This is a genomic window from Candidatus Hydrogenedentota bacterium (genome assembly GCA_016791475.1).
In the GTDB taxonomy this organism is placed as follows: domain Bacteria; phylum Hydrogenedentota; class Hydrogenedentia; order Hydrogenedentales; family JAEUWI01; genus JAEUWI01.
This window is the reverse complement of the sequence record JAEUWI010000003.1, coordinates 181967-200652: the sequence shown is the minus strand read 5'-3', so window position 1 is coordinate 200652 and position 18686 is coordinate 181967. Positions and strand designations below refer to the sequence as shown.

At 61.0% G+C, this 18686-nt stretch carries 16 protein-coding genes; 4 read left to right on the top strand and 12 right to left on the bottom strand.

The window, feature by feature from the left end; all coding sequences use genetic code 11:
• Positions 1-135: 135 nt before the first annotated feature.
• The 7 genes from JNK74_03000 to JNK74_02970 all read right to left on the bottom strand — a co-directional run bounded on the left by JNK74_03000 (position 136) and on the right by JNK74_02970 (position 6692).
• The gene (locus tag JNK74_03000) at positions 136-831 is read right to left on the bottom strand and encodes a polyphenol oxidase family protein (protein MBL7645138.1); all 696 of its coding nucleotides are present in this window, start codon (positions 829-831) and stop codon (positions 136-138) included.
• Between the two features lie 66 nt (positions 832-897).
• A complete protein-coding gene (gene hslU, locus JNK74_02995) occupies positions 898-2286 on the bottom strand; it encodes an ATP-dependent protease ATPase subunit HslU (protein ID MBL7645137.1) in 1389 nt (462 codons plus the stop codon).
• A 139-nt stretch (positions 2287-2425) separates the two neighbouring features.
• Positions 2426-2878: a ribose 5-phosphate isomerase B gene (gene rpiB, locus JNK74_02990; GenBank protein MBL7645136.1), complete on the bottom strand. Its 453-nt coding sequence runs from the start codon at positions 2876-2878 to the stop codon at positions 2426-2428.
• 151 nt (positions 2879-3029) lie between these two features.
• Positions 3030-3629 (bottom strand): threonylcarbamoyl-AMP synthase, encoded by a 600-nt coding sequence (locus JNK74_02985; protein MBL7645135.1) that lies wholly within the window; start codon positions 3627-3629, stop codon positions 3030-3032.
• Entirely contained in the window at positions 3616-4224 is a 609-nt protein-coding gene (gene rdgB, locus JNK74_02980) for an RdgB/HAM1 family non-canonical purine NTP pyrophosphatase (protein ID MBL7645134.1), read from the bottom strand. Before rdgB ends, JNK74_02985 begins: the two co-directional genes overlap by 14 nt.
• A complete protein-coding gene (gene rph / locus JNK74_02975) occupies positions 4217-4927 on the bottom strand; it encodes a ribonuclease PH (GenBank protein ID MBL7645133.1) in 711 nt (236 codons plus the stop codon). The genes rdgB and rph overlap by 8 nt, the downstream gene beginning before the upstream one ends.
• 154 nt (positions 4928-5081) lie before the next feature.
• Positions 5082-6692 carry a S41 family peptidase gene (locus tag JNK74_02970; GenBank protein MBL7645132.1) on the bottom strand — a complete coding sequence of 537 codons (1611 nt, stop codon included), beginning with the start codon at positions 6690-6692 and terminating at the stop codon, positions 5082-5084.
• 410 nt (positions 6693-7102) lie between these two features.
• Between JNK74_02970 and JNK74_02965 the strand changes: the two genes are divergently transcribed.
• From JNK74_02965 to JNK74_02955, 3 genes are read left to right on the top strand one after another with little or no spacing between them, the layout of a single operon-like run.
• On the top strand, positions 7103-7750 hold the full coding sequence (locus tag JNK74_02965; protein ID MBL7645131.1) for a sigma-70 family RNA polymerase sigma factor: 648 nt from the start codon (positions 7103-7105) through the stop codon (positions 7748-7750).
• Complete coding sequence (locus JNK74_02960; GenBank protein MBL7645130.1) at positions 7747-8193, top strand: zf-HC2 domain-containing protein; 447 nt, start codon at positions 7747-7749, stop codon at positions 8191-8193. The genes JNK74_02965 and JNK74_02960 overlap by 4 nt, the downstream gene beginning before the upstream one ends.
• 2 nt (positions 8194-8195) lie before the next feature.
• On the top strand, positions 8196-8702 hold the full coding sequence (locus JNK74_02955; GenBank protein MBL7645129.1) for a hypothetical protein: 507 nt from the start codon (positions 8196-8198) through the stop codon (positions 8700-8702).
• Here JNK74_02955 and JNK74_02950 read toward each other — a convergent pair.
• From JNK74_02950 to JNK74_02930, 5 genes are all read right to left on the bottom strand, one after another.
• Positions 8693-9592: a metallophosphoesterase gene (locus JNK74_02950; GenBank protein MBL7645128.1), complete on the bottom strand. Its 900-nt coding sequence runs from the start codon at positions 9590-9592 to the stop codon at positions 8693-8695. The genes JNK74_02955 and JNK74_02950 overlap by 10 nt on opposite strands.
• Positions 9593-9668: 76 nt before the next feature.
• On the bottom strand, positions 9669-10532 hold the full coding sequence (gene lgt, locus JNK74_02945; protein ID MBL7645127.1) for a prolipoprotein diacylglyceryl transferase: 864 nt from the start codon (positions 10530-10532) through the stop codon (positions 9669-9671).
• Between the two features lie 139 nt (positions 10533-10671).
• The gene (locus JNK74_02940) at positions 10672-11040 is read right to left on the bottom strand and encodes a TraR/DksA C4-type zinc finger protein (GenBank protein MBL7645126.1); all 369 of its coding nucleotides are present in this window, start codon (positions 11038-11040) and stop codon (positions 10672-10674) included.
• A 275-nt stretch (positions 11041-11315) separates the two neighbouring features.
• A complete protein-coding gene (locus JNK74_02935; GenBank protein MBL7645125.1) occupies positions 11316-13772 on the bottom strand; it encodes an RNA-binding transcriptional accessory protein in 2457 nt (818 codons plus the stop codon).
• Between the two features lie 125 nt (positions 13773-13897).
• Positions 13898-16078 (bottom strand): hypothetical protein, encoded by a 2181-nt coding sequence (locus JNK74_02930; protein ID MBL7645124.1) that lies wholly within the window; start codon positions 16076-16078, stop codon positions 13898-13900.
• An 80-nt stretch (positions 16079-16158) separates the two neighbouring features.
• Between JNK74_02930 and lon the strand changes: the two genes are divergently transcribed.
• On the top strand, positions 16159-18615 hold the full coding sequence (gene lon / locus JNK74_02925) for an endopeptidase La (protein ID MBL7645123.1): 2457 nt from the start codon (positions 16159-16161) through the stop codon (positions 18613-18615).
• The last annotated feature ends 71 nt before the right edge of the window (positions 18616-18686 follow it).

Sequence of the window (18686 nt, the reverse complement as noted above, 5' to 3'; positions counted from 1 at the left end):
CTCGTTCGCGAAGTCGCACTATCAGAACACGTAGTGTAGCATAAAGAATCGGGTCGGTGCAATCAGTAAATGGTGTATTTCTAGCAGCTTACCCCCTTGCCGGGTTCCGGATTGCCCCGCCCGCATCCCGAGCCTCTACCCCATGATTACACCGAGATTGCGTTCCGCCGTGCCGCGCCCACGATACGAAAAGTACCCAGGGTGACAGATCGTACAACAACCGTCCACGGAAACATGCGCATCCGGCACCCCCGAGGCGCGCAATTGATTCCGGTTCGTTTCCCACAGGTCCAGGCGATCCCCCGCCACCACCAACCCCGCTTCGGCGGACTTCTGAAGGGCTTCCTTCCCCACTTGATAGCAACAGGGACCGGCCGAAGGGCCGATTAGTGCGAAAAGTGACGCGGCGGGCACGCCGAACTCCTGGACTATTCGGTCCACCGCATGCCCCGCAATATTAAGTTCCGTACCTGCCCGACCCGCATGAATCAACCCCACGACACCTCCCCCACACAGAAATACGGGAACACAGTCGGCCACGTTGATGCCAAGAGGAATGCCCGGACAGGCGGTGATCAGGCCATCGCCATCCCCAAGGGCACTTTCTCGTGACAGGGCTCCTTTTCCGGCATCCTGGGGCCGTACCGCATGAACGACCTTGCCGTGACACTGGCGCAGCACCACCAGCTTGTCCGAAGGAATCGGGGCGCCACGCAAAAAGGTGTCGCGGCTGCCCGAGACACATCCCTCCCATCCGCAATCGCCGTCGGCCACGCCGGTCATGAAGGCGACCGCCGCGCCATGCTCTTCGAGCCAGGTGAAACGTTTCATGGGTGACTCCTGCTAGTCGGAGGCTGGAAAGCCTCCGCGCCACAAATCTCGATAGTCTGCGTAGACCTACAGAATGTACCGGGACAAGTCGTGGTTCTCGACCTTGAGCGTCAACCGCTCCCGAACCATGGCGGCATCAACCCGGAGCACATCACCGGGACGTTCGGGGGCGGTGAAGGAGATTTCCTCCAGCAGGTTTTCAAGCAAGGTGTGCAGGCGGCGCGCCCCGATATTCTCCGTCTCGTCGTTCACGCGCTGGCAGAACTCGGCGACCGCGTCGATGGCCTCTTCTTCGAACTCCAGGGTCACCCCCTCGGTAGCCATCATGCTCTGGTACTGCTTGATAAGAGAGCATTCGGGTTCCCGGAGAATACGGGCGAAATCTGCTGCACCAAGGTTGTCCAGCTCCACCCGGATCGGAAAGCGTCCCTGAAGCTCGGGAATGAGATCGGAGACCTTGGATATATGGAAAGCGCCCGCGGCGATAAAGAGGATGTGGTCGGTGCGCACGGGGCCATACTTCGTCATCACGGTGCTGCCCTCCACTATGGGAAGGATGTCGCGCTGCACCCCTTCACGGGATACATCCGGGCCGCTGCCCTGTCGGCCCCGACCGGCAATCTTGTCTATTTCGTCCAGGAATATGATACCGGCGTTTTCCACGCGATCCACGGCCAGCGCGGTCACGGATTCCATGTCGATCAGATCGAGGGCCGCTTCCTGCTCGAGGATTCTTCGAGCCTCCGCCACGCTCACTTTCTTCCGTTTCGATTTCTGAGGCATCATGCGCCCCATCATTTCCTGCAGGTTAGCCCCCATCTCCTCCATGCCCGACGCGCCGAACATCTGAAGCATCGGCCCCGCCGTGTTCTCCTTGACCGAAATTTCGACTTCGCGCTGATCCATTTCGCCGGCGCGGAGCTTTTTCAGAAGAATTTCACGGGTCCGGGTCTCGGGATCGCTTTCAACGTTCCGGGCCGGGCCCTCGTCGCCGCTATAGGGATCGCTGGGTCGAAAAATCTTCTGCGGTCCAGAGGGCTGGGGTGGCAGGAGCAGATCGAGAAGCTTCTGCTCCGCCCGCGCCTTCGCCGCTTCCTCAACATCCCGCTGCATCTCTTCTTTCACCAGCTTGACACCCACTTCGGTGAGTTCACGAATCATGGACTCGCAGTCCCGGCCCACATAGCCTACTTCGGTAAACTTGGACGCTTCCACCTTGATAAAGGGCGCGTCAGCCAGTTTGGAAAGGCGCCGGGCGATTTCCGTCTTGCCCACGCCCGTCGGGCCAATCATGATAATGTTCTTCGGGGCGACCTCATCGCGCATCCCCTCGGGCAACTGCTTGCGTCGCCAGCGGTTACGCAGGGCGATAGCTACTTTTTTCTTCGCCTCCTGCTGGCCGACAATGTGCCGGTCCAGGGCCTCCACGATTTCACGGGGCGTCAATGCGCTCATTTATTGAACTCCACGGTCATACCGCTCATGATGAATGGATCGAATGCGTCTTATAGGTCGTAAGGGGCCCTTTTATTCACTCTTGCCCGCGGAACCCAGCCACCCGTTGCTGCGAAGTGCTCACGATACACCGGGGCGCTCAGCAGAGGCTGTCGAGTTTGTCGATCCGTCGCTGATGGCGTTCCCCGCCGCTGAAGCCCGTTTCCAGGAAGAGCTTGATCAGGACTTTGCACTCTTCCAGCGTGGACACCCGGCTGCCAACGCAGAGAATATTCGCGTTGTTGTGGTCCCGCGCGAGGCGGACCATCTTTTCGGTGACGCACGCGGCGGCCCGGATGCCTTTATGGCGGTTGGCGGCAATGCTGATCCCCATGCCGGTGCCGCAGAGCAGGATACCCAGATCGGCGGAGTGATCGAGAATTCTGGCGCAGACCCTGGCCGCGAAATCGGGATAGTCTACGGAGTCCGGACCATAGGTGCCGACGTGTTCCACGCTGTGTCCGAGCGATTCCAGGTATTCGATGATCTCGGGAGCGTAAAAGGGTTCAGGAGCTTCGTAGCCAGCGTGGTCGCAGCCAAAGGCGAGTTTCATGGGAGGGTACTTTCATTCGGGGTCTTAGGGCCAGCGGGTATTGTAATTCCGCCATGGTGCGCTTCACAAGTGACCGGAGAGAAGTTGATACGACGAATTGGACCGATACGACGGATTAAACAAACAATCCGTCCTATCGGTCTCATCCGTCCTATCCCAGAATCCGCGCGATCTCCTCCCGCGCGATCGCACCTTCCCGCAGAATTGTGCCGCTCTCGGCGTCGAGAATGGTGGAGGCTTGTGAAGAATCCAGCGTCCCCCCATCGAAACCGAGATCGACGCCGGGTAAATCCAATTCATCAAGCGACTGAACAACGGGTGAGCCGCTTCGGTTTGCCGATGTCGAGGTGACCGGCCCGCCGAAGGCTTCGCAGAGTGTGCGCGCCCAGTCGTGGCCCGGACAGCGCACGCAGACTTTGTCGCTTCCGGCGGTGATGAGGTCGGGCAGGGACGGATGGCGAGGAAAGAGTACTGAGAGCGGGCCCGGCCAGAAGGCGTCCATACACGCCAGCGCCTGGGGGCTGACACCGGACACCACGCGATCAAGTTGCGCACGTGAAGCCACAATCAACAAGATGGGATTACTCCGGTCTCTGCCCTTCGCTTCGAACAGGCGCTCCATGGCCCCCGCGTCGAAAGGATTCGCACCGAGACCGTAGACGGTCTCCGTCGGATAGGCGATCACTTCGCCCGCGCGCAGGGCTTCCACGGCGCGCGCAATCGACGTGGGGTTCGCTTCAATTCGCTCCATGACGTTTTTCCAGGTAGGCACGCATCTGCTTGAAGGCGCGCCCGCGATGGCTAATCTTATGCTTTTCTGCAGGCGTCATCTGCCCAAAGGTGATCTCTTCGCCCCGGGGCACAAAAAGCGGATCGTAGCCAAAGCCTTGATCGCCCTCGATGATGGCGGCGATGTAACCCTCGACCGTACCCGACTCCACATGGAATTCCGCCTCGCCGGGAATGACCAGTGCGGCACAACAGCGAAAACGAGCGGTTCGTTCATGCCAGGGAACACCCTCGAGGGCATCAAGCAGCTTTTCGTTGTTGTCATCGTACGAGCAATGTTCGCCGGCATAGCGGGCAGAATAGACTCCCGGCGCGCCATCCAGCGCGTCCACTTCCAACCCGGAATCGTCCGCGACGCAGGCCACGCCAAAGTGGGCGCTGTAATATCGCGCCTTCAAAAGGGCGTTCTCCTCAAAGGTCGTGCCCGTTTCTTCCGGCTCTTCCACGGCGGGGTAGTCCTTCAAACTGCGGACCTCCCAGGGAAGTCCCGCCATAAGTTCCACCAGTTCACGGGCCTTGTCGGGGTTTGCCGACCCGATCAAGAGTACATCAGCCATGGCTCAGGGCCTCCTTCTGGGCTTCCACGATGCGGGCGATGCCGGCTTCGGCGTGGTCCAGCATCTGATTCATTTGTGCGCGGGAAAAGGCCTCCCCCTCGGCACAGCCCTGAACCTCGATCAGGGCGCCTTCCCCGTTCATCACGACATTCATGTCCACGCCCGCCACCACATCTTCCTCGTAGCAGAGGTCCAGCAGCGCTTCGCCGCCGATCAGTCCCACGCTCACGGCCGCGCAGGGGCTGAGCAAGGGGGACGCCGTGATCATACCGGCGTCGATAAGGCTCGCCACCGCGTCGTGCAGCGCGACATAGGCGCCGCAGATAGCCGCGGTTCGGGTGCCGCCATCGGCCTGAAGCACATCGCAGTCCAGGGTGATCATCTGCTCACCCAGGGCCTCCAGGTCGACCACGGCGCGCAGGGAGCGACCGATCAGGCGACTGATCTCCAGGGCCCGACCCTTCTTGTTGGAATCGCGGTGGATTCGCTCTTTCGAGGACCCGGGGAGCATGGCATACTCGGCGGTTACCCAGCCCTTCCCCGTATCGCGAAGCCACGGCGGTACTTTGGCCTCCAGACTGGCGGTGCACAGAACCTTGGTGCCCCCAAAGGCCACCAGGACCGAGCCGGGGGTGCTGCGCGTAAAGTGGCGCTGGAAAGAAAGGGGACGCAATTCGTCCGGACGACGTCCGTCTGTGCGCATGGAAACTCCGTTCGTTTGGTGTTCAGGTTTAAGATTTGCGTCAAGTTGCCACGATTCCAGGCTGAAAACCGAGGCAGCGGGCGCAACCGTGAAGGTTGTCGGCCCGCTGCCGTTTAATCAGCATGGCGGATGAGTGAACGCCGGTGGCGCCGGATTACGGCGTCGGTTCGGCGGCCGGTTGTTCGAGCTGGTAAATCTCGGCGAGACTGCCGGGCTCGGGCTTGCTCAGATCTTCCGAAGCGGCAATCTGAGTTTCCTTGACATCCCGGTGGTATTTCTCGAAGGTGGCCTTCCAGTCGGCCGACTCCTTGATCACCTGGACCGCCTTCAAGAGGGGCAGATCTTCCACCGTCTTGTCCGTACGTTCTTTGAGGCTGATGCTCTCCCGGAGGGTCTTGGATACGTCTTCGCCGTAGAAGGCCGCCACCTGAGCTAGAAGAGCCTCTTCTTCGGCGTTCGCCGATTCATCCACGACGGATACCGTATGGCCCGTGACCGACCCGTGGTTCTGGGCGTTCTTCTGGGTGTGGTCTTTCTCAAACGTCCGGTAGAGCTGGTTGATCAGGGCGCGGACATCCTCTTCCGGCATGGCCGCTTCAATGTCCGGCAGGATGCCCTGGTGGTCGATGGTCACGTCGGCCGGCGTGTAGTAAAGCGCGGTTGTCAGGCGCAGCGCCGTCTGGGCGGGACGCTTCAAGGGGATGATGGTCTGCACGCTTCCCTTGCCGAAGGTCTTCTCCCCGATAATCAGGGCGCGCTTGTGATACTGGAGGGCGCCGGTCACGATCTCGGCGGAACTCGCAGTCTCGCCATTGACCAGTACGACCATGGGAAAGTCCAGGGGCAACACGGGCTCGTGCTCCGTATAGAGCTGCACATTCTCCACGTTGGCCTTGCCATCGGCCTGTTCGCGGCCCTTGGTGTAGGTCACCAGGGACTTCTTGGGAAGGAAGAGGTCACAGACCTGAGCGCTCGCGTTCAAGAGGCCACCGGGATTCCAGCGGAGGTCCAGAACGAAGGAGGTCATGCCCTGTTTCTTGAATTCGATGAGGTGCTTCTTGATATCGGCGGCGGAATTGTCCTTAAAATCGCGCAGGCGGATATAGCCGACGCCGTCCGGAAGCACGCGGGCTTCCCGGATGCTTTCCAGCGGAACTTTGTCGCGCTTCACCATGAAATCGAGTTGCTGGGTGCCCGAGGCGTCCGGAGCAACGCGGGAGACCGTAATCTTAACTTCCGTACCGCGCTGGCCGCGTATTTTGTCCGCAACGGCGTTGACAATCTTGAACGCGGGATTGGACTCGGCTTCTTTCCACATGTCTTCCGTGGTTATTCCGTCCACCGCGACGATGATATCGCCCGGCAGCAGCCCCGCCGTGGCGGCCGGGGCTCCTTCAATCGGTGTGAAGATGACGACCTGACGGTTTTCCTCCTTGATGGAGATGCCGATACCTTCGAATTCGCCCCGGGTGTCTTCCCGCATTTCCGTGAGGGCCTGGGCGGGAATATAGCTGTTGTGGCCGCCCAGAGCACTCATCATGCCGAAAATGGCGCCTTCGACGACCCGATCCATGTCGGCTTCACGCACATACTCGTCGAGAATCTTGGTGAGGACTTCGCCAATCGGTTCGACCTGAGGATAAATGTCCGCCTCGCCGCCCTGGGCATGAATACGGGGGGCGAAGCCGTTGGTCAGCAACAATGTCAAAACCGTAAGGAAGGTCAGGAGCGCAAAGAACTCCTTCTTGCTGCTTTTATTCTGCATGGGATCTCCAAGTCTGGCCGCCATGGCTGCCATGGGGCAATTTTGGGCCTGTTTCCACTGACCGCGCCGAAATGGGGAGGGCCGGTCCGGACTGCTGCGGCGCCCGACGGGGTATCGCTCCAGACTGACAACAAACGTCAGCCGACACTCCACCCCATCCTGCTACATGGAAAGTCTACCAGATGCCCCCGGAGTAATGCGACACGTTTCAAGGGTGAAAGCGGGCAGGCTGGAGGCGGGCCGATGTGTTGCAAGGGTCGCGTTGGGCGCTCCGGCCCCCTGCGAAGCCATTCCCGTGTGTTCGAGCGGACGGCTCCGTGCTAAAATAGCGCCGCTGAAGTTCGGCGCAAATATTTTGAATACCGGGGTTGCGGCGGCGTCTGGTGGTGTGGAATGAGGAGACCCTGCGAATGAGTCTATCGTTGGACGTCAGACTGCTGTTTGGCAACTTGGCCGCAGATGAGGAGCGCTTGGATATCAGTACGGTCCCCCGAGAAGCCGAGGATTCGGAGCTGGTCGCCCGTGCCCGCACCGGAGAGGAGGCGGCCTTTGAAGAGTTGGTTCGCCGATATCGGAACGATGTTTACGGCCTGAGCTACCACTTCCTTCGCAACCGGGAAGAGGCTTGGGACGTGTCCCAGGAAGTTTTCATCAAAGCCTACCGCTCGCTGAGCCAGTTCCGGGGCGAGTCGGGTTTTAAAACGTGGGTGCTGCGGATCGCCGCGAACCACTGCAAAGACCATTTTAAGAAGCGGCGCGTGCCGACGGTCTCCATGGACGCCCTGCCAACACAGGACTTTTTCGCGAGCCAGTCGGATCCGGGTCAGACCTTGAGCAACACGGAGCTCGGCGTCGCCATCCAGCAGGCCCTGGACGGTCTGCCTCCCAAGCACCGAATGGCGTTCGTGCTCCGGGAATTCGAAGATATGTCGTATAAAGAAATGGCGGAGGTGATGGCGTGTAGTGAAGGTACGGTGATGAGCCGTTTGCATCATGCCCGAAAGAAGCTGCAGAATAAACTCGCGCTTCTGGGCTTCGTGGAAGGTGGTACGCTATGAAATCCTGCAGTTGGTTCAAAGACGTGGAGCGTCTCGTGGACGGCGAGGCGCGGAATGAGAGCGCCGTGGAAGCCCATATGGCGTCCTGCCCTGCCTGTGCGGCCCACCGCAAGTCCCTCCTCGTCTGGCGCGATTCTCTTGCGCCCGTCCTGGCCACCCCCGTTTTGAGCGACCAGCAGTTCCCCGCCTTCATGGAAGGTATCAGGGCTGGAATTCACGAGCCCCGCCGCCGTTCGGGCGGTATCTGGGCGTTGATGAGTTTGGCCGCGGCCGCGCTGGTGATCGCCTTGGCCACCTTCTCCATGTTTACGGGCCCCGGCCCCGCCAAGGCGAACGAAGTGGAGTCCGTGTCAACGGATATTGAGGGGGCTTCGGTTCATGTCGAAACGCCCGAAGGCGGTGTCACGTCCATCAATGTCCGTGTCGGCAAGGATGATATCTGACGATGGCTTTCTGGAAGGCAGCCCTGGTGATGGGCGCCCTGTTACTCGCCCCCCTTCAGGTTGAAGCCGGGGACTCCGCCGAGTTCAAGATCTGGGCGATGGAGGCCCATGCGGAGGGTCGTGATGCCCCCCACTTCGATCCGGGCCTGGACGAAGTGAAGGATGCGGTGAAGTCGCTCAAATTCGATACGTACTTGAAACTCAAAACCGATGAGCACACCTTTACGGACGATCAGGAATACCGCGCCGCGATTAACGAGCAGTACACCCTGTCCGCCAGCCCCCCCGTCCCGACCAAGGATGGTCGCTACCGGATGAAGATCACGATCACCATGCCTTCGACCAAGACGCCCGGCACTGAAATCAACGCCCTGACCACGGAATTGCTGTTGCAGCCCGGAAAAAAGGTACTGGTGAAGGGACTGAAGCTGGGCGAGGGCAAGGAAATGGTCGTGGTGCTTTCGCTGGCGGCGCCGGAATCGAAGTCGGGCGACACCCCTCAGAACTGAATAATGACCTTACGGTCCTCGCTATCCCCCGCTGTCCAGTTCTTTCCCGCAATCAGCGAACGCGCGGCGAAATCCGGATCGCTCAGTCCCAGGGTCTGAATTTCCATTCGATCCTCGAAGACGCGAATATCCCGATATTCCGTCGGGAATTCCGGCAGCGCCCCGGTTACCACCTGCGTGATACCGTTGCGCCGCTCCACGAAGTTCAGGTGAACATGCCCTGAAAAAATAGCCTTCACCTGAGGGTATTTCGCCAGACATTCCATAAGCAGATCCCCATTTTCCAGACAGCCGCCATTATTGAAGTCGGGCCGGTGCAGGCGCGTTGGAATGGGTATGGCCGGGTAGTGGACGGCGATTACCGTGGTAATGTCGGGATTCTGCCGGAGATCCTCTGCAAGCCAGGTAAGTTGATGGGGCGGGATAGCCCACCGGGCACCCTTCAGGGTTGTGTCCAAGTCCCGGGCTACGCTGGCTTCGCTCACCTCGCATAATGTCCCGTCCGACCACATCCACCAGGCATCCAGCACGCAAAAATGGAGATTCTTGTGTGTGAAGGCGTAGTAGGTCTGAGGTACGGGGAGGCGATGCTGAAACGCCTCCAGAAACCAGTCGCGGGATTCCTCCAACACGAAATCGTGGTTGCCACCCATGGGATAGTACGGAAAACCGAGACTTTCCATGCTGTCCCGCGCTTCAAGCATGGCCTCCCGGGTCTGCGTGCTGGCGATGTCGCCGGTGACGAGGAGGAAGTCGGGTTTCAGGACGGCGAGATCACGGGCCAGGCACTCCATGACGCCCGGCATCATGGTGCATAGAAACCGATTATTCCAGATACCGTCTCGTTGACTCGCCAGATGCGGGTCAGAAACCTGTGCGAAACGCCACATAGGCCCTCCCGGCCTTGAACCCAGACACACGCCCCCCGAGGCGAAGTATACCGAAACGGATCGGGCAGTCCAATTTTTAGGCGGCTCCGGGTTCCGGCGGCTTTGGGAAGGTCGTATCCGCCGCGCGGTCCCGGAATCGGTACATCAGAAACCAGGTGACCAGGCCGAAGACCATCATGCCCACGCAAAACCACTGCTGGGTCGTCAGGTCCAACCCAAAATACTGGTGCGTCGGGTTGCCGTCGCCACGGTACATTTCGACGATAAATCGCTTGATCGCGTAGAACACGAAATAGAGCGGGAGGCACATGCCGATGAACGAGCGGTGTTTTCGGAAGTAGAGCAGGAGCCCGGTGATGCACAGGAGCAATACGATGCTGTAGAGCTGGGTGGGATGCACCGGATAGGACCAGGTCGCATCGGCGGGAAAATTCGCATAGACGTGCTGGTGCGTGCTGAAGGCTGGACTTCCCTCGGGGAAACGGACGGCCCAGGGCAGATCGTCGGCCCGTGCGCCGTGGCAGCACCCTTTCAGGAAGCAGCCCATCCGGCCAAAGGCCTGGGCGATAGGTACATAGGGCAGCACGATGTCCGCGACAACCAGAAAGGAAATATTTCTGCGACGCATGGACCAGTAGATATAAACCATGGCGGTGGGGATGGCGCCCTGGAAGACGAGGCCGCCGTTGGTCACGTTGATCCAGCCGATGGGGTCGTTCCAGGAGTAAAACTGTGGGAACATGATGATGTGGGCCAGGCGCGTCGACGCCACGCCGAGAATCAGAGTCCAGAAGGCCGTATCCCCGATGGCGTTGGGATCGACTCCGACGCGGCGCGCGTCCCGTTGCATGAAATACAGGATGGTGATGAAGCCCAGGGCGATCATCAGGCCATAGGAGTGGAGCGTTATGGGGCCCCAATGGAAAATGGAAGGATACATGGCGGGGAATGCCTCCAGGGGGTTTGGCGGGGCGCGGGACATCCACCTCCGAAGGAGGCGAGATGGCCCGTCAAGCAGCAAAGCGCTCCGCGGGAACTACCGAATCCGCGAAGCGCCTGGCCGAAATCCTGTGGATCGCTCAGTAGGCTTTCTGCTTCTCAATTTCGCTCTGGCAGGTTACGCAGAAGCGGGCGGAAGGAAACACTTCCAGCCGCTTGCGGGGAATCTCCTTCTCGCAACCTTCGCAGGTGCCGTAGGAGCCGTTTTCGATGCGAACCAGCGCTTCGGCGACTTCATTGAGCCAGTGCGATTCGCCGCTGGCGATGTTCAGCGCCGTTTCCAGCTCGAAGTTGTCCGTGCCCGACTCCGCATAGCTGGAGAGATCGCCGCTGTTGTCGCGACCAGACTCGTAACGGGAAGCATCTTCGATATTTCGAACGTTGCCACTGAGACGGTCACGCTCCGTCAGCAACAGTTTTTCGAATTTCTTGGCGTCTTTTTTATTCATGCTCACTGCAATACACTCCTGCAAAATCGGGCTTCACGCCTGGGCGAGGCCTTGAATGTACCCTCCGCACCGGCGATCCGGCGCGTGACGAGCACGGGATGGGTCGAGGTACCCCGGTCCACAAGGCCGCAGGCGACGCGCCATACGGCATTGAGTATATATCCCCGGACCGGGTCCACCGAGGTCACAAGCGTGGAGAGGGTAGCATAGTCCGGGCCAAAAGTCAAGGAGGATTGTGCAGAATTCGCAGTTTTGTTGGTTGTGTCGCTCGCGTGTCAGGAATTAAACTTCTCTCGAAGGGCCGCCAACTGGTCCGCAAGCAGCGTGTTCATCTGCTCCTTGGGGGCGGGCTGGACCGGCTTGGGCGCCGTGCGGGGCTTGTCGCCTCGCGCCTTACGGTTCTCGCCCTTGCGCGGGGGCCGCTGGCTGCGTTCGCCCCCCTCACTCCGCTTGGCTTCGGCGGGTCGACCACCCTCGGGGCGTGCGGGCCTGGGTCGGCGATCTCGCGTGGCCGCGGCGTCGCCACCGGGCTTGTCCTCGCCCCGATTTGCACGGGGGGCGCGGGCCTCCGGCTGGGGCTGAAGGGCCTTGATGGAAAGGGAGACCCGACGGAGGTCCTTGTCGACTTGAATGACCTTGACCTGAACGATCTGGCCGACCTTGACGACTTCGTGGGGATCGCGCACATAGCGATTGGCGAGCTCCGACAGGTGGATCAGTCCGTCCTGATGGACGCCGATATCGACGAAGGCGCCGAAGTCGGTGACGTTGGTGACGACGCCCTCGGTGATCATGCCGATTTCGAGGTCCTTCACGTCATCCACACCGTCGAGGAATTTGGGGGCCTGGAATTCCTGGCGCGGGTCCCGACCGGGCTTCAGGAGTTCATTCTTAATGTCGGTCAGGGCAAGTTTGCCGATGGTGTCGCCCACAAAGGTGTTGAGATCCAGCTTGTTCAGCAATTCGGAATTGCGGATAAGATCGGCGCTCTTGACGGAGAGCGCGGAAGCCATGGCCTCGACCACGCCGTAGGCTTCGGGGTGAATCGAGGTCTGGTCGAGGGGCTCGTCGCCGTTTTGAATGCGCAGGAAGCCGGCACTTTGCTCGAAAGTCTTCTCCCCCACGCCCGAAATTTCTTTCAACTGGGCGCGGCTCTGGAATGCGCCGTTGGCCTCGCGATGCTTCACAATGTTCTGGGCGGTGTTCTGCTGGATGCCGCTGATATAACGGAGCAGTTCCACCGAGGCCGTGTTCAAGTCGACACCGACGCGGTTCACGCAGGACTCGACGGTCTTGGTAAGGCCCTCGCGGAGTTGTTTCTGATTGATGTCGTGCTGGTACTGGCCCACGCCGACGTGGCGCGGCTCCAGTTTGACCAGCTCCGCCAGAGGATCCTGCAGACGGCGGGCGATGGAAATCGCGCCGCGAATGGTCAGGTCGAGATCGGGAAACTCGTCGCGGGCAACCTGGGACGCGGAGTAGATGGAGGCCCCGGCTTCGTTGACGAGAACGATGGTGATACCGGCCAGACCGGCCTCTTTCAGCACGGTGCGTATGAAGCGGCCGATTTCCTTGGAGCCCGTGCCGTTGCCGATGGCGACGAGTTCAATATTGTACTTGCGCACAAGCTCCAGCAGGGTGCGCGCGGCACCGGCTACATCGTTTTTGGGCTCCGTGGGGTAGATCGTGGCGCTTTCCTGATAACCGCCCTGGGCATCGATCACGGCGAGCTTCGAACCGGTGCGAAGGCCGGGATCCACGCCAAGCACGGCCTTGTGGCCGGCGGGCGAAGCGAGGAGCAGGTTTTCCGCGTTCTCGCGGAACACGTTGGTGGCTTCTTCGTCCGCCTGTTTGCGGGCCTGCTGAATCACTTCATTTTCGATGGCGGGCTGGATCAGTCGCTTGTAAGAATCTTCGATCGTCTCGGAGAGCAGCCCGGCAAAGGGCGAGGCGGGATCCTTAATGAATCGAGCGCGCATGTCGCCGAGGATTGTTTCCTCGTTGACGGCCAGCTCCATGCGGAGGAAGCCCATGCGGACGCCCCGGAGCACGGCAAGGAGCCGGTGGGACGGGATGCTCTTGATGGCCTCCTTGAAATTATAGTAGGCCTCGAATTTCGTTTTCTGACCCTCGGCATTCTTGGTATCGGATGCCGTGAGCTGTCCTTCGGCGTGAAACACCTGGCGGGTATGCTGGCGCAACTCGGCGTCTTGCGAGATGCGCTCGGCGATGATGTGGCGCGCACCCTGAAGGGCGGCGGCGGCATCGGCCACGCCCTTTTCCGCGTTCACGTAGGCCGCGGCCTCTTCGTCCAGCGAGCGCTCGCCAGCCGCCTGGGCCCAGATGAAGTCGGCCAAGGGTTCCAGGCCCTGCTCCCGGGCCGTGGTGGCTTTGGTCTTACGCGCCTTCTTATAGGGCAGGTACAGATCTTCCAGCACGGTGGCGTCGCAACAGTCCAGGATCTGTTTCTTGAGCGTTTCGGTAAGTTTTCCCTGCTTTTCGATGTTGTCGAGGATGGCGTCCCGGCGGTTGGTGAGTGCGATAAACTGGGAGTTCAAGTCTTCGATGGCTTCCAGCTTCACTTCGTCAAGGTTACCGGTGGCATCCTTCCGGTAGCGGGCCACGAAGGGAATCGTGGCGCCCTTGTCGAACAGCTCAATCGCGACCGAGACCTGTGCCGGTGAAACGCCGACTTTGGCACTGATCTGGTCAACAAACTTGGATTCAATCATTTCTCACTCCGTTTTCAGGGTAACCGGGATGCGGCGGGGATGCCCCGCGCCATCGATGGGATGTGCCTGTGCCTCGTGCCGATACTTTCGGCGTTCTTGTGCGCTTTGCGATACGCGCCAATGGGTTATTGGCGACTCTCCGAGCCCGCAGTCCCTGATCCTAACCTATCGCGGAAGGGCACTGCCACTCTTATTGATCGGGCCTGATTCTCAAAGGAAAGGCGCAGAAGTGAATGACGGGCATCCCAGACCTGCTCTACGGGAAGCACCGGGTCCGTCGTCACGGTACCGGGGGGCTCGGGCAGTCGTAAGACCATGAAACACGGGGTGTTGAGGGGGCCGCGGGTGTCGAAGGAGACGCCCCTGGAATCGGCGACCACGTCGCGGACACGGGTGGATGCGGCGACCACGCCCGGATTGGCGAGGTGGTCCTCGGCCCAGGTGAGGCTATACAGCAGCGCGGGCGTACCCGGAGCGAGGGGCTTTTCATCAATCAGCGCCAGCGCGGGATCGAAAAGGTCGACAAAAGGGCCTTCCAGCGCGTGAACCGGGCCGTCGACACTTTCGTCCAAGCCCATGGCGACGACATAGGGCCCGCGCCGGAGGCTGAGGTAGTTCTGGGTGTTCAAGGTGCTACCCCGAGCGGAGAGCGCGTCGTGGACGAGCCCCCGGATGCGGTTGGCGCCCTCCGGGTCCATCTGGATGGCGGCGGGGTCTTCCGCCAGGACGCGCAGGAAGCCTTTGCCTGTGGGGCAGGTCCGCGTGCGGCATTCCTCGCCCGCGCCAAGTCGCGCGAGGAGGTCGTCGTAGGGCGTGGTGGCGCGGGCGCCTTGCGCATTCCACCACTCGGGCACGGCGTGGTAGGGATCGCGACCATCGCCCACGAGGATCAGGGCGCCGCCATTGTGCACCCACTGGGCGAGGGCCTCGTGGTACTCGGGCCGGAGGGGCTTCTGGCCTTCGTAGGTCATGAGGAGGACCTGGTAGGGCTTGAGCGTGGCGGGAACGAGCACATTTTCCAACTGCACAGGCTCAATCGGCACGCCGTGCTTCAGGAGCGGCAGGGCGAGGGCGTGCACGGGGGCGAGGTCGGGATCGCTCGGGGTGGGTTTGGCGCGCTGGAACATGAGGGTGTCCGACACGACAACCCCGATACCCCGGGTGCCGGTGTCGAATTCATAATCGGCCTGCTTCATGTCGTTCAGGGCATTGATGGCGGCGAGCAACTGGGTGGCGTATTCGCGGGAAATACCCGCTCGCTCCGTGCCGCCCTCGGTCAGGGCATATTGACCCTTGAAAATGCGGTCGGGCCAGGGCATGACTTCGAACTGGCTCACTTCCGGCCAAAGGAGCGAGGCGACCAGGGTGAGCTTGTAGTTGTATTCGTAGTCCGACCAGGTGTGGCGCGGGTCGTCTTCCACGGGGTCGGCCAGGAACCAGACGGTCCTCCTCGTGGGTCGGACCATGCTGAGCATCTGGCCATATTCCAGGAAGGCCCCTTCGAAAGTGCGCTCCCTGCGCACCCCCTGGTAGCGGTTGGGCGTGCGGGCGGTGCCGGTCCAGACCTGGGCGATGTAGCCATCGGCGATGTCCAGATCCATGAGGTGAGACTCCGGACTGACGATGCGCCACTGGGCATAGCTCAGGAGGCTGTGGGTGGGCACATAGCACTTCGCCTGACGCCCCTGGGCCGCGGCGCGGTCCTTGATATGTCGAAACACCTCGCTCAGGGCATTGAAGTAAAGCTCGTACTTCAGGCGGCTGGCCTTGAACTGGGCCTCCACGCTGCTGTCGGGCGCGAGCCAGGGCGTGCCGTAGTACTCCCGCCACGCGCGCTTGAAGCCTTCGCTCCAGCCCGTGTTCGCCCAATACTCCGGTTCTTCCAGGTAGAAGGAATCGATGCCCGCGTCGATGGCGGGGTTAAGATATTCCTTCAGAAATTCCAGGTAGGCGGGCGTGGGTACGTTATACCCCACCGTCGTGCTGTCGCCGTGCATGAAGCGTTTGCCGGAGGCGTCCGTCTGCACTTCCTCCACAACGCGCTTCTCATCGGCGCCATAGTAGGCGTCGTAGCCGCCCCAGGAGATGCCGGTCATGAAACCGGGACGGTAGCCCTGCTCCTTCCAGCTCTGTAGGCGGGCGGGGAAGGTCTCATTGACGCCATAGACCATGACCTGGTCGGAACCGATGTCTACGGCGGGGTCGTAGGGTCCGGCGGTCTGGAAGGAGGTGCGGTCTTCGGCAGGCACGGGGAATGCGGCGGCGAGGGCGAGAGCGCCCATCAGAAGGGGGCGAAGGGACTTCATTACGGGGTACTCCGGAATATAGTTGTGCGGCGACCATTTTTGCGCCCATGGTAACCGCAGGCTATACTTAGCACGTGTGCATGGTCAATGTACACTATGACGCAACGGCCACGGGCGGCGGGGGCGTTTCCTCCACCGCTCCCGCGCCGAAGTTTTCGACTGCAAGGTTTTTGTTCGTGCCCGACAATGAGACTCCCCGCGGCAACCTGCCCATGGCGGTGCCCCGCGATTTTCCCGACGCGCTGCCCTTGATCATCATGCAGGATCAGGTGGTGTTCCCGCTGGCCCTGGTGCCCATCTCGATTCGATCCGAGTCCGAGTTTCGCTTGATCAACGACGTGCACAACGGCGACCGGCTGGTGGCTATCGCCGCCGCAAAAGATGGCGAAGAATTGAAGCAGTCCATGGCGGACGTGTACGACGTGGGCTGTATTGCCCGGATCGTGCAGGTGCAGCATGGCCACAATGGCCATGTGGACGTCATGCTTCAGACCCTGAAGCGCTGTCGTATCACGGGCTTTATCCGTCGCGAGCCCTACCCCGTGGCGCGCATCCTGCCGATGGAGGATATCATCAAGGACCAGCAGAAGCTGGACGCTCTGGCGGCGACGATCAAGACCCAGATGGGCCAGCTCATTGCCTTGTCGCCCAACATACCCGACGGGGTGAAGATCATCATTGAATCGGTGGAGAATCCGAGCTATCTGGCGGATATGGTGGCGGGGAATCTTTCCATATCCAAGGAGGAGAAGCAGCGGATACTGGCGCTGATGGAGCCCCAGGAGCGGATCACCCGGCTCATGTATGTGCTCCAGCGCGAACTGGAGATCATGGAGCTCTCCAGCAAGCTCCACGAGAATGTGAAAAGCGCCTTCGACAAGGGGCAGCGGGAGTTTTTCCTGCGGCAGCAGCTTCGCGCCATTCAAGAGGAGTTGGGCGAGGGCGAGGCGCAGAAAAGTGAGGCTGAAAACTACCGCAAGCGCGTGGAGGCGCTGGATGCGGGGGAAGACGTGCGCAAGGAGCTCCTGCGCGAAGTGGATCGGCTGGCGCGCCTTCATGAATCGAGCGGGGACTACCATGTCATCCTGACGTACCTCGATACCGTGCTGGAGCTGCCCTGGAACAAGTCCACCCGGGACCGGCTGGACATCAAGCGGGCCGAGGCCATCCTGGACGAGGACCACTTCGGCCTGGAGCGGGTGAAGAAGCGCATCCTGGAATACCTGGCGGTGCGCAAGCTGAAGCCCGACGCCCAGGGGCCGATTCTGTGCTTTATTGGCCCCCCGGGTGTGGGCAAGACCTCCCTGGGAAAATCCATCGCCAAGGCCCTGGGCCGCGAATTCGGCCGAATTGCCCTGGGCGGCTTGCGCGACGAGGCCGAAATCCGCGGACACCGCCGCACCTACGTGGGCGCCATGCCCGGCCGCATCATCCAGCTCGCGCGCAAGGTCCAGTCGCGCAATCCCGTGGTCATTCTGGATGAGCTGGACAAGATCGGCAACGACTTTCGCGGCGATCCGTCGTCGGCCTTGCTGGAGGTGCTGGATCCCGCGCAGAACAACACCTTTACCGACAACTATCTGAATCTACCCTTTGATTTGTCAAAGTTCATGTTTATCGCCACGGCGAACGTGGGCGATACGATACCCTGGGCCCTGCGCGATCGCATGGAAATTATCGATATCGCGGGGTACACTCAAGAAGAGAAGTTTGAGATCGCGAAGCGCTACCTGGTGCCCCGCCAGTTGGAAGCCCATGGTATTTCGGCGGACCAGCTCAAGTTCTCCCCCGCCGCCCTGCGGACCATCATCTCGAATTATACGCGCGAAGCGGGGGTACGCAATCTCGAACGGGAAATTGGCCACATCTGCCGAGGCAGCGCGCGCAAATTTGCCAGCCGCCGGAAAAAGCCCATCACGATCAACATCGCCGAGCTGCGGGAGCACCTTGGCCCGGAAAAAGTGCGCTATGACATGGCCGAGCGCACCCGTCAGCCCGGCGTGGTCATCGGCCTCGCCTGGACGGCGGTTGGGGGCGATATCCTCTTCATCGAGGCGACGCGCATGTCGGGTAAAGGCACCCTCATCCTCACGGGACAACTCGGCGACGTGATGAAGGAAAGCGCCCGAACGGCGCTGAGCTACCTGCGCGCCAACGCGGCCCAATTCGGCATCGCCGACGACGCCTTCGCGGACCACGACGTACACATCCACGTGCCCGCCGGCGCCACGCCCAAAGACGGCCCCAGCGCGGGCGTCGCCATGCTCACGGCCATGACCTCGCTTATGACCGGAAAACGGGTGAAAAGCGGCCTCGCCATGACCGGCGAGATCACCCTGCGCGGTATGGTTTTGCCGGTGGGCGGCATCAAGGAAAAGGTCCTGGCGGCCTCACGCGCCAAAGTGAAGGAAGTCATCCTGCCCGAAGGCTGCCGCGCCATGTGGGAAGAAGACGTGCCGGAGAACATAAAGGAAAAGCTGACCGTGCACTTCGTGTCGCAGATGCATGAGGTGCTGGGGATTGCGTTGGGGGTGTGAGGAACAGGTTGATCACGGATGGGCGTGGCGCTGCCGTTGGCCGCAATCAAATGTTTCACCACGAAGAGCAC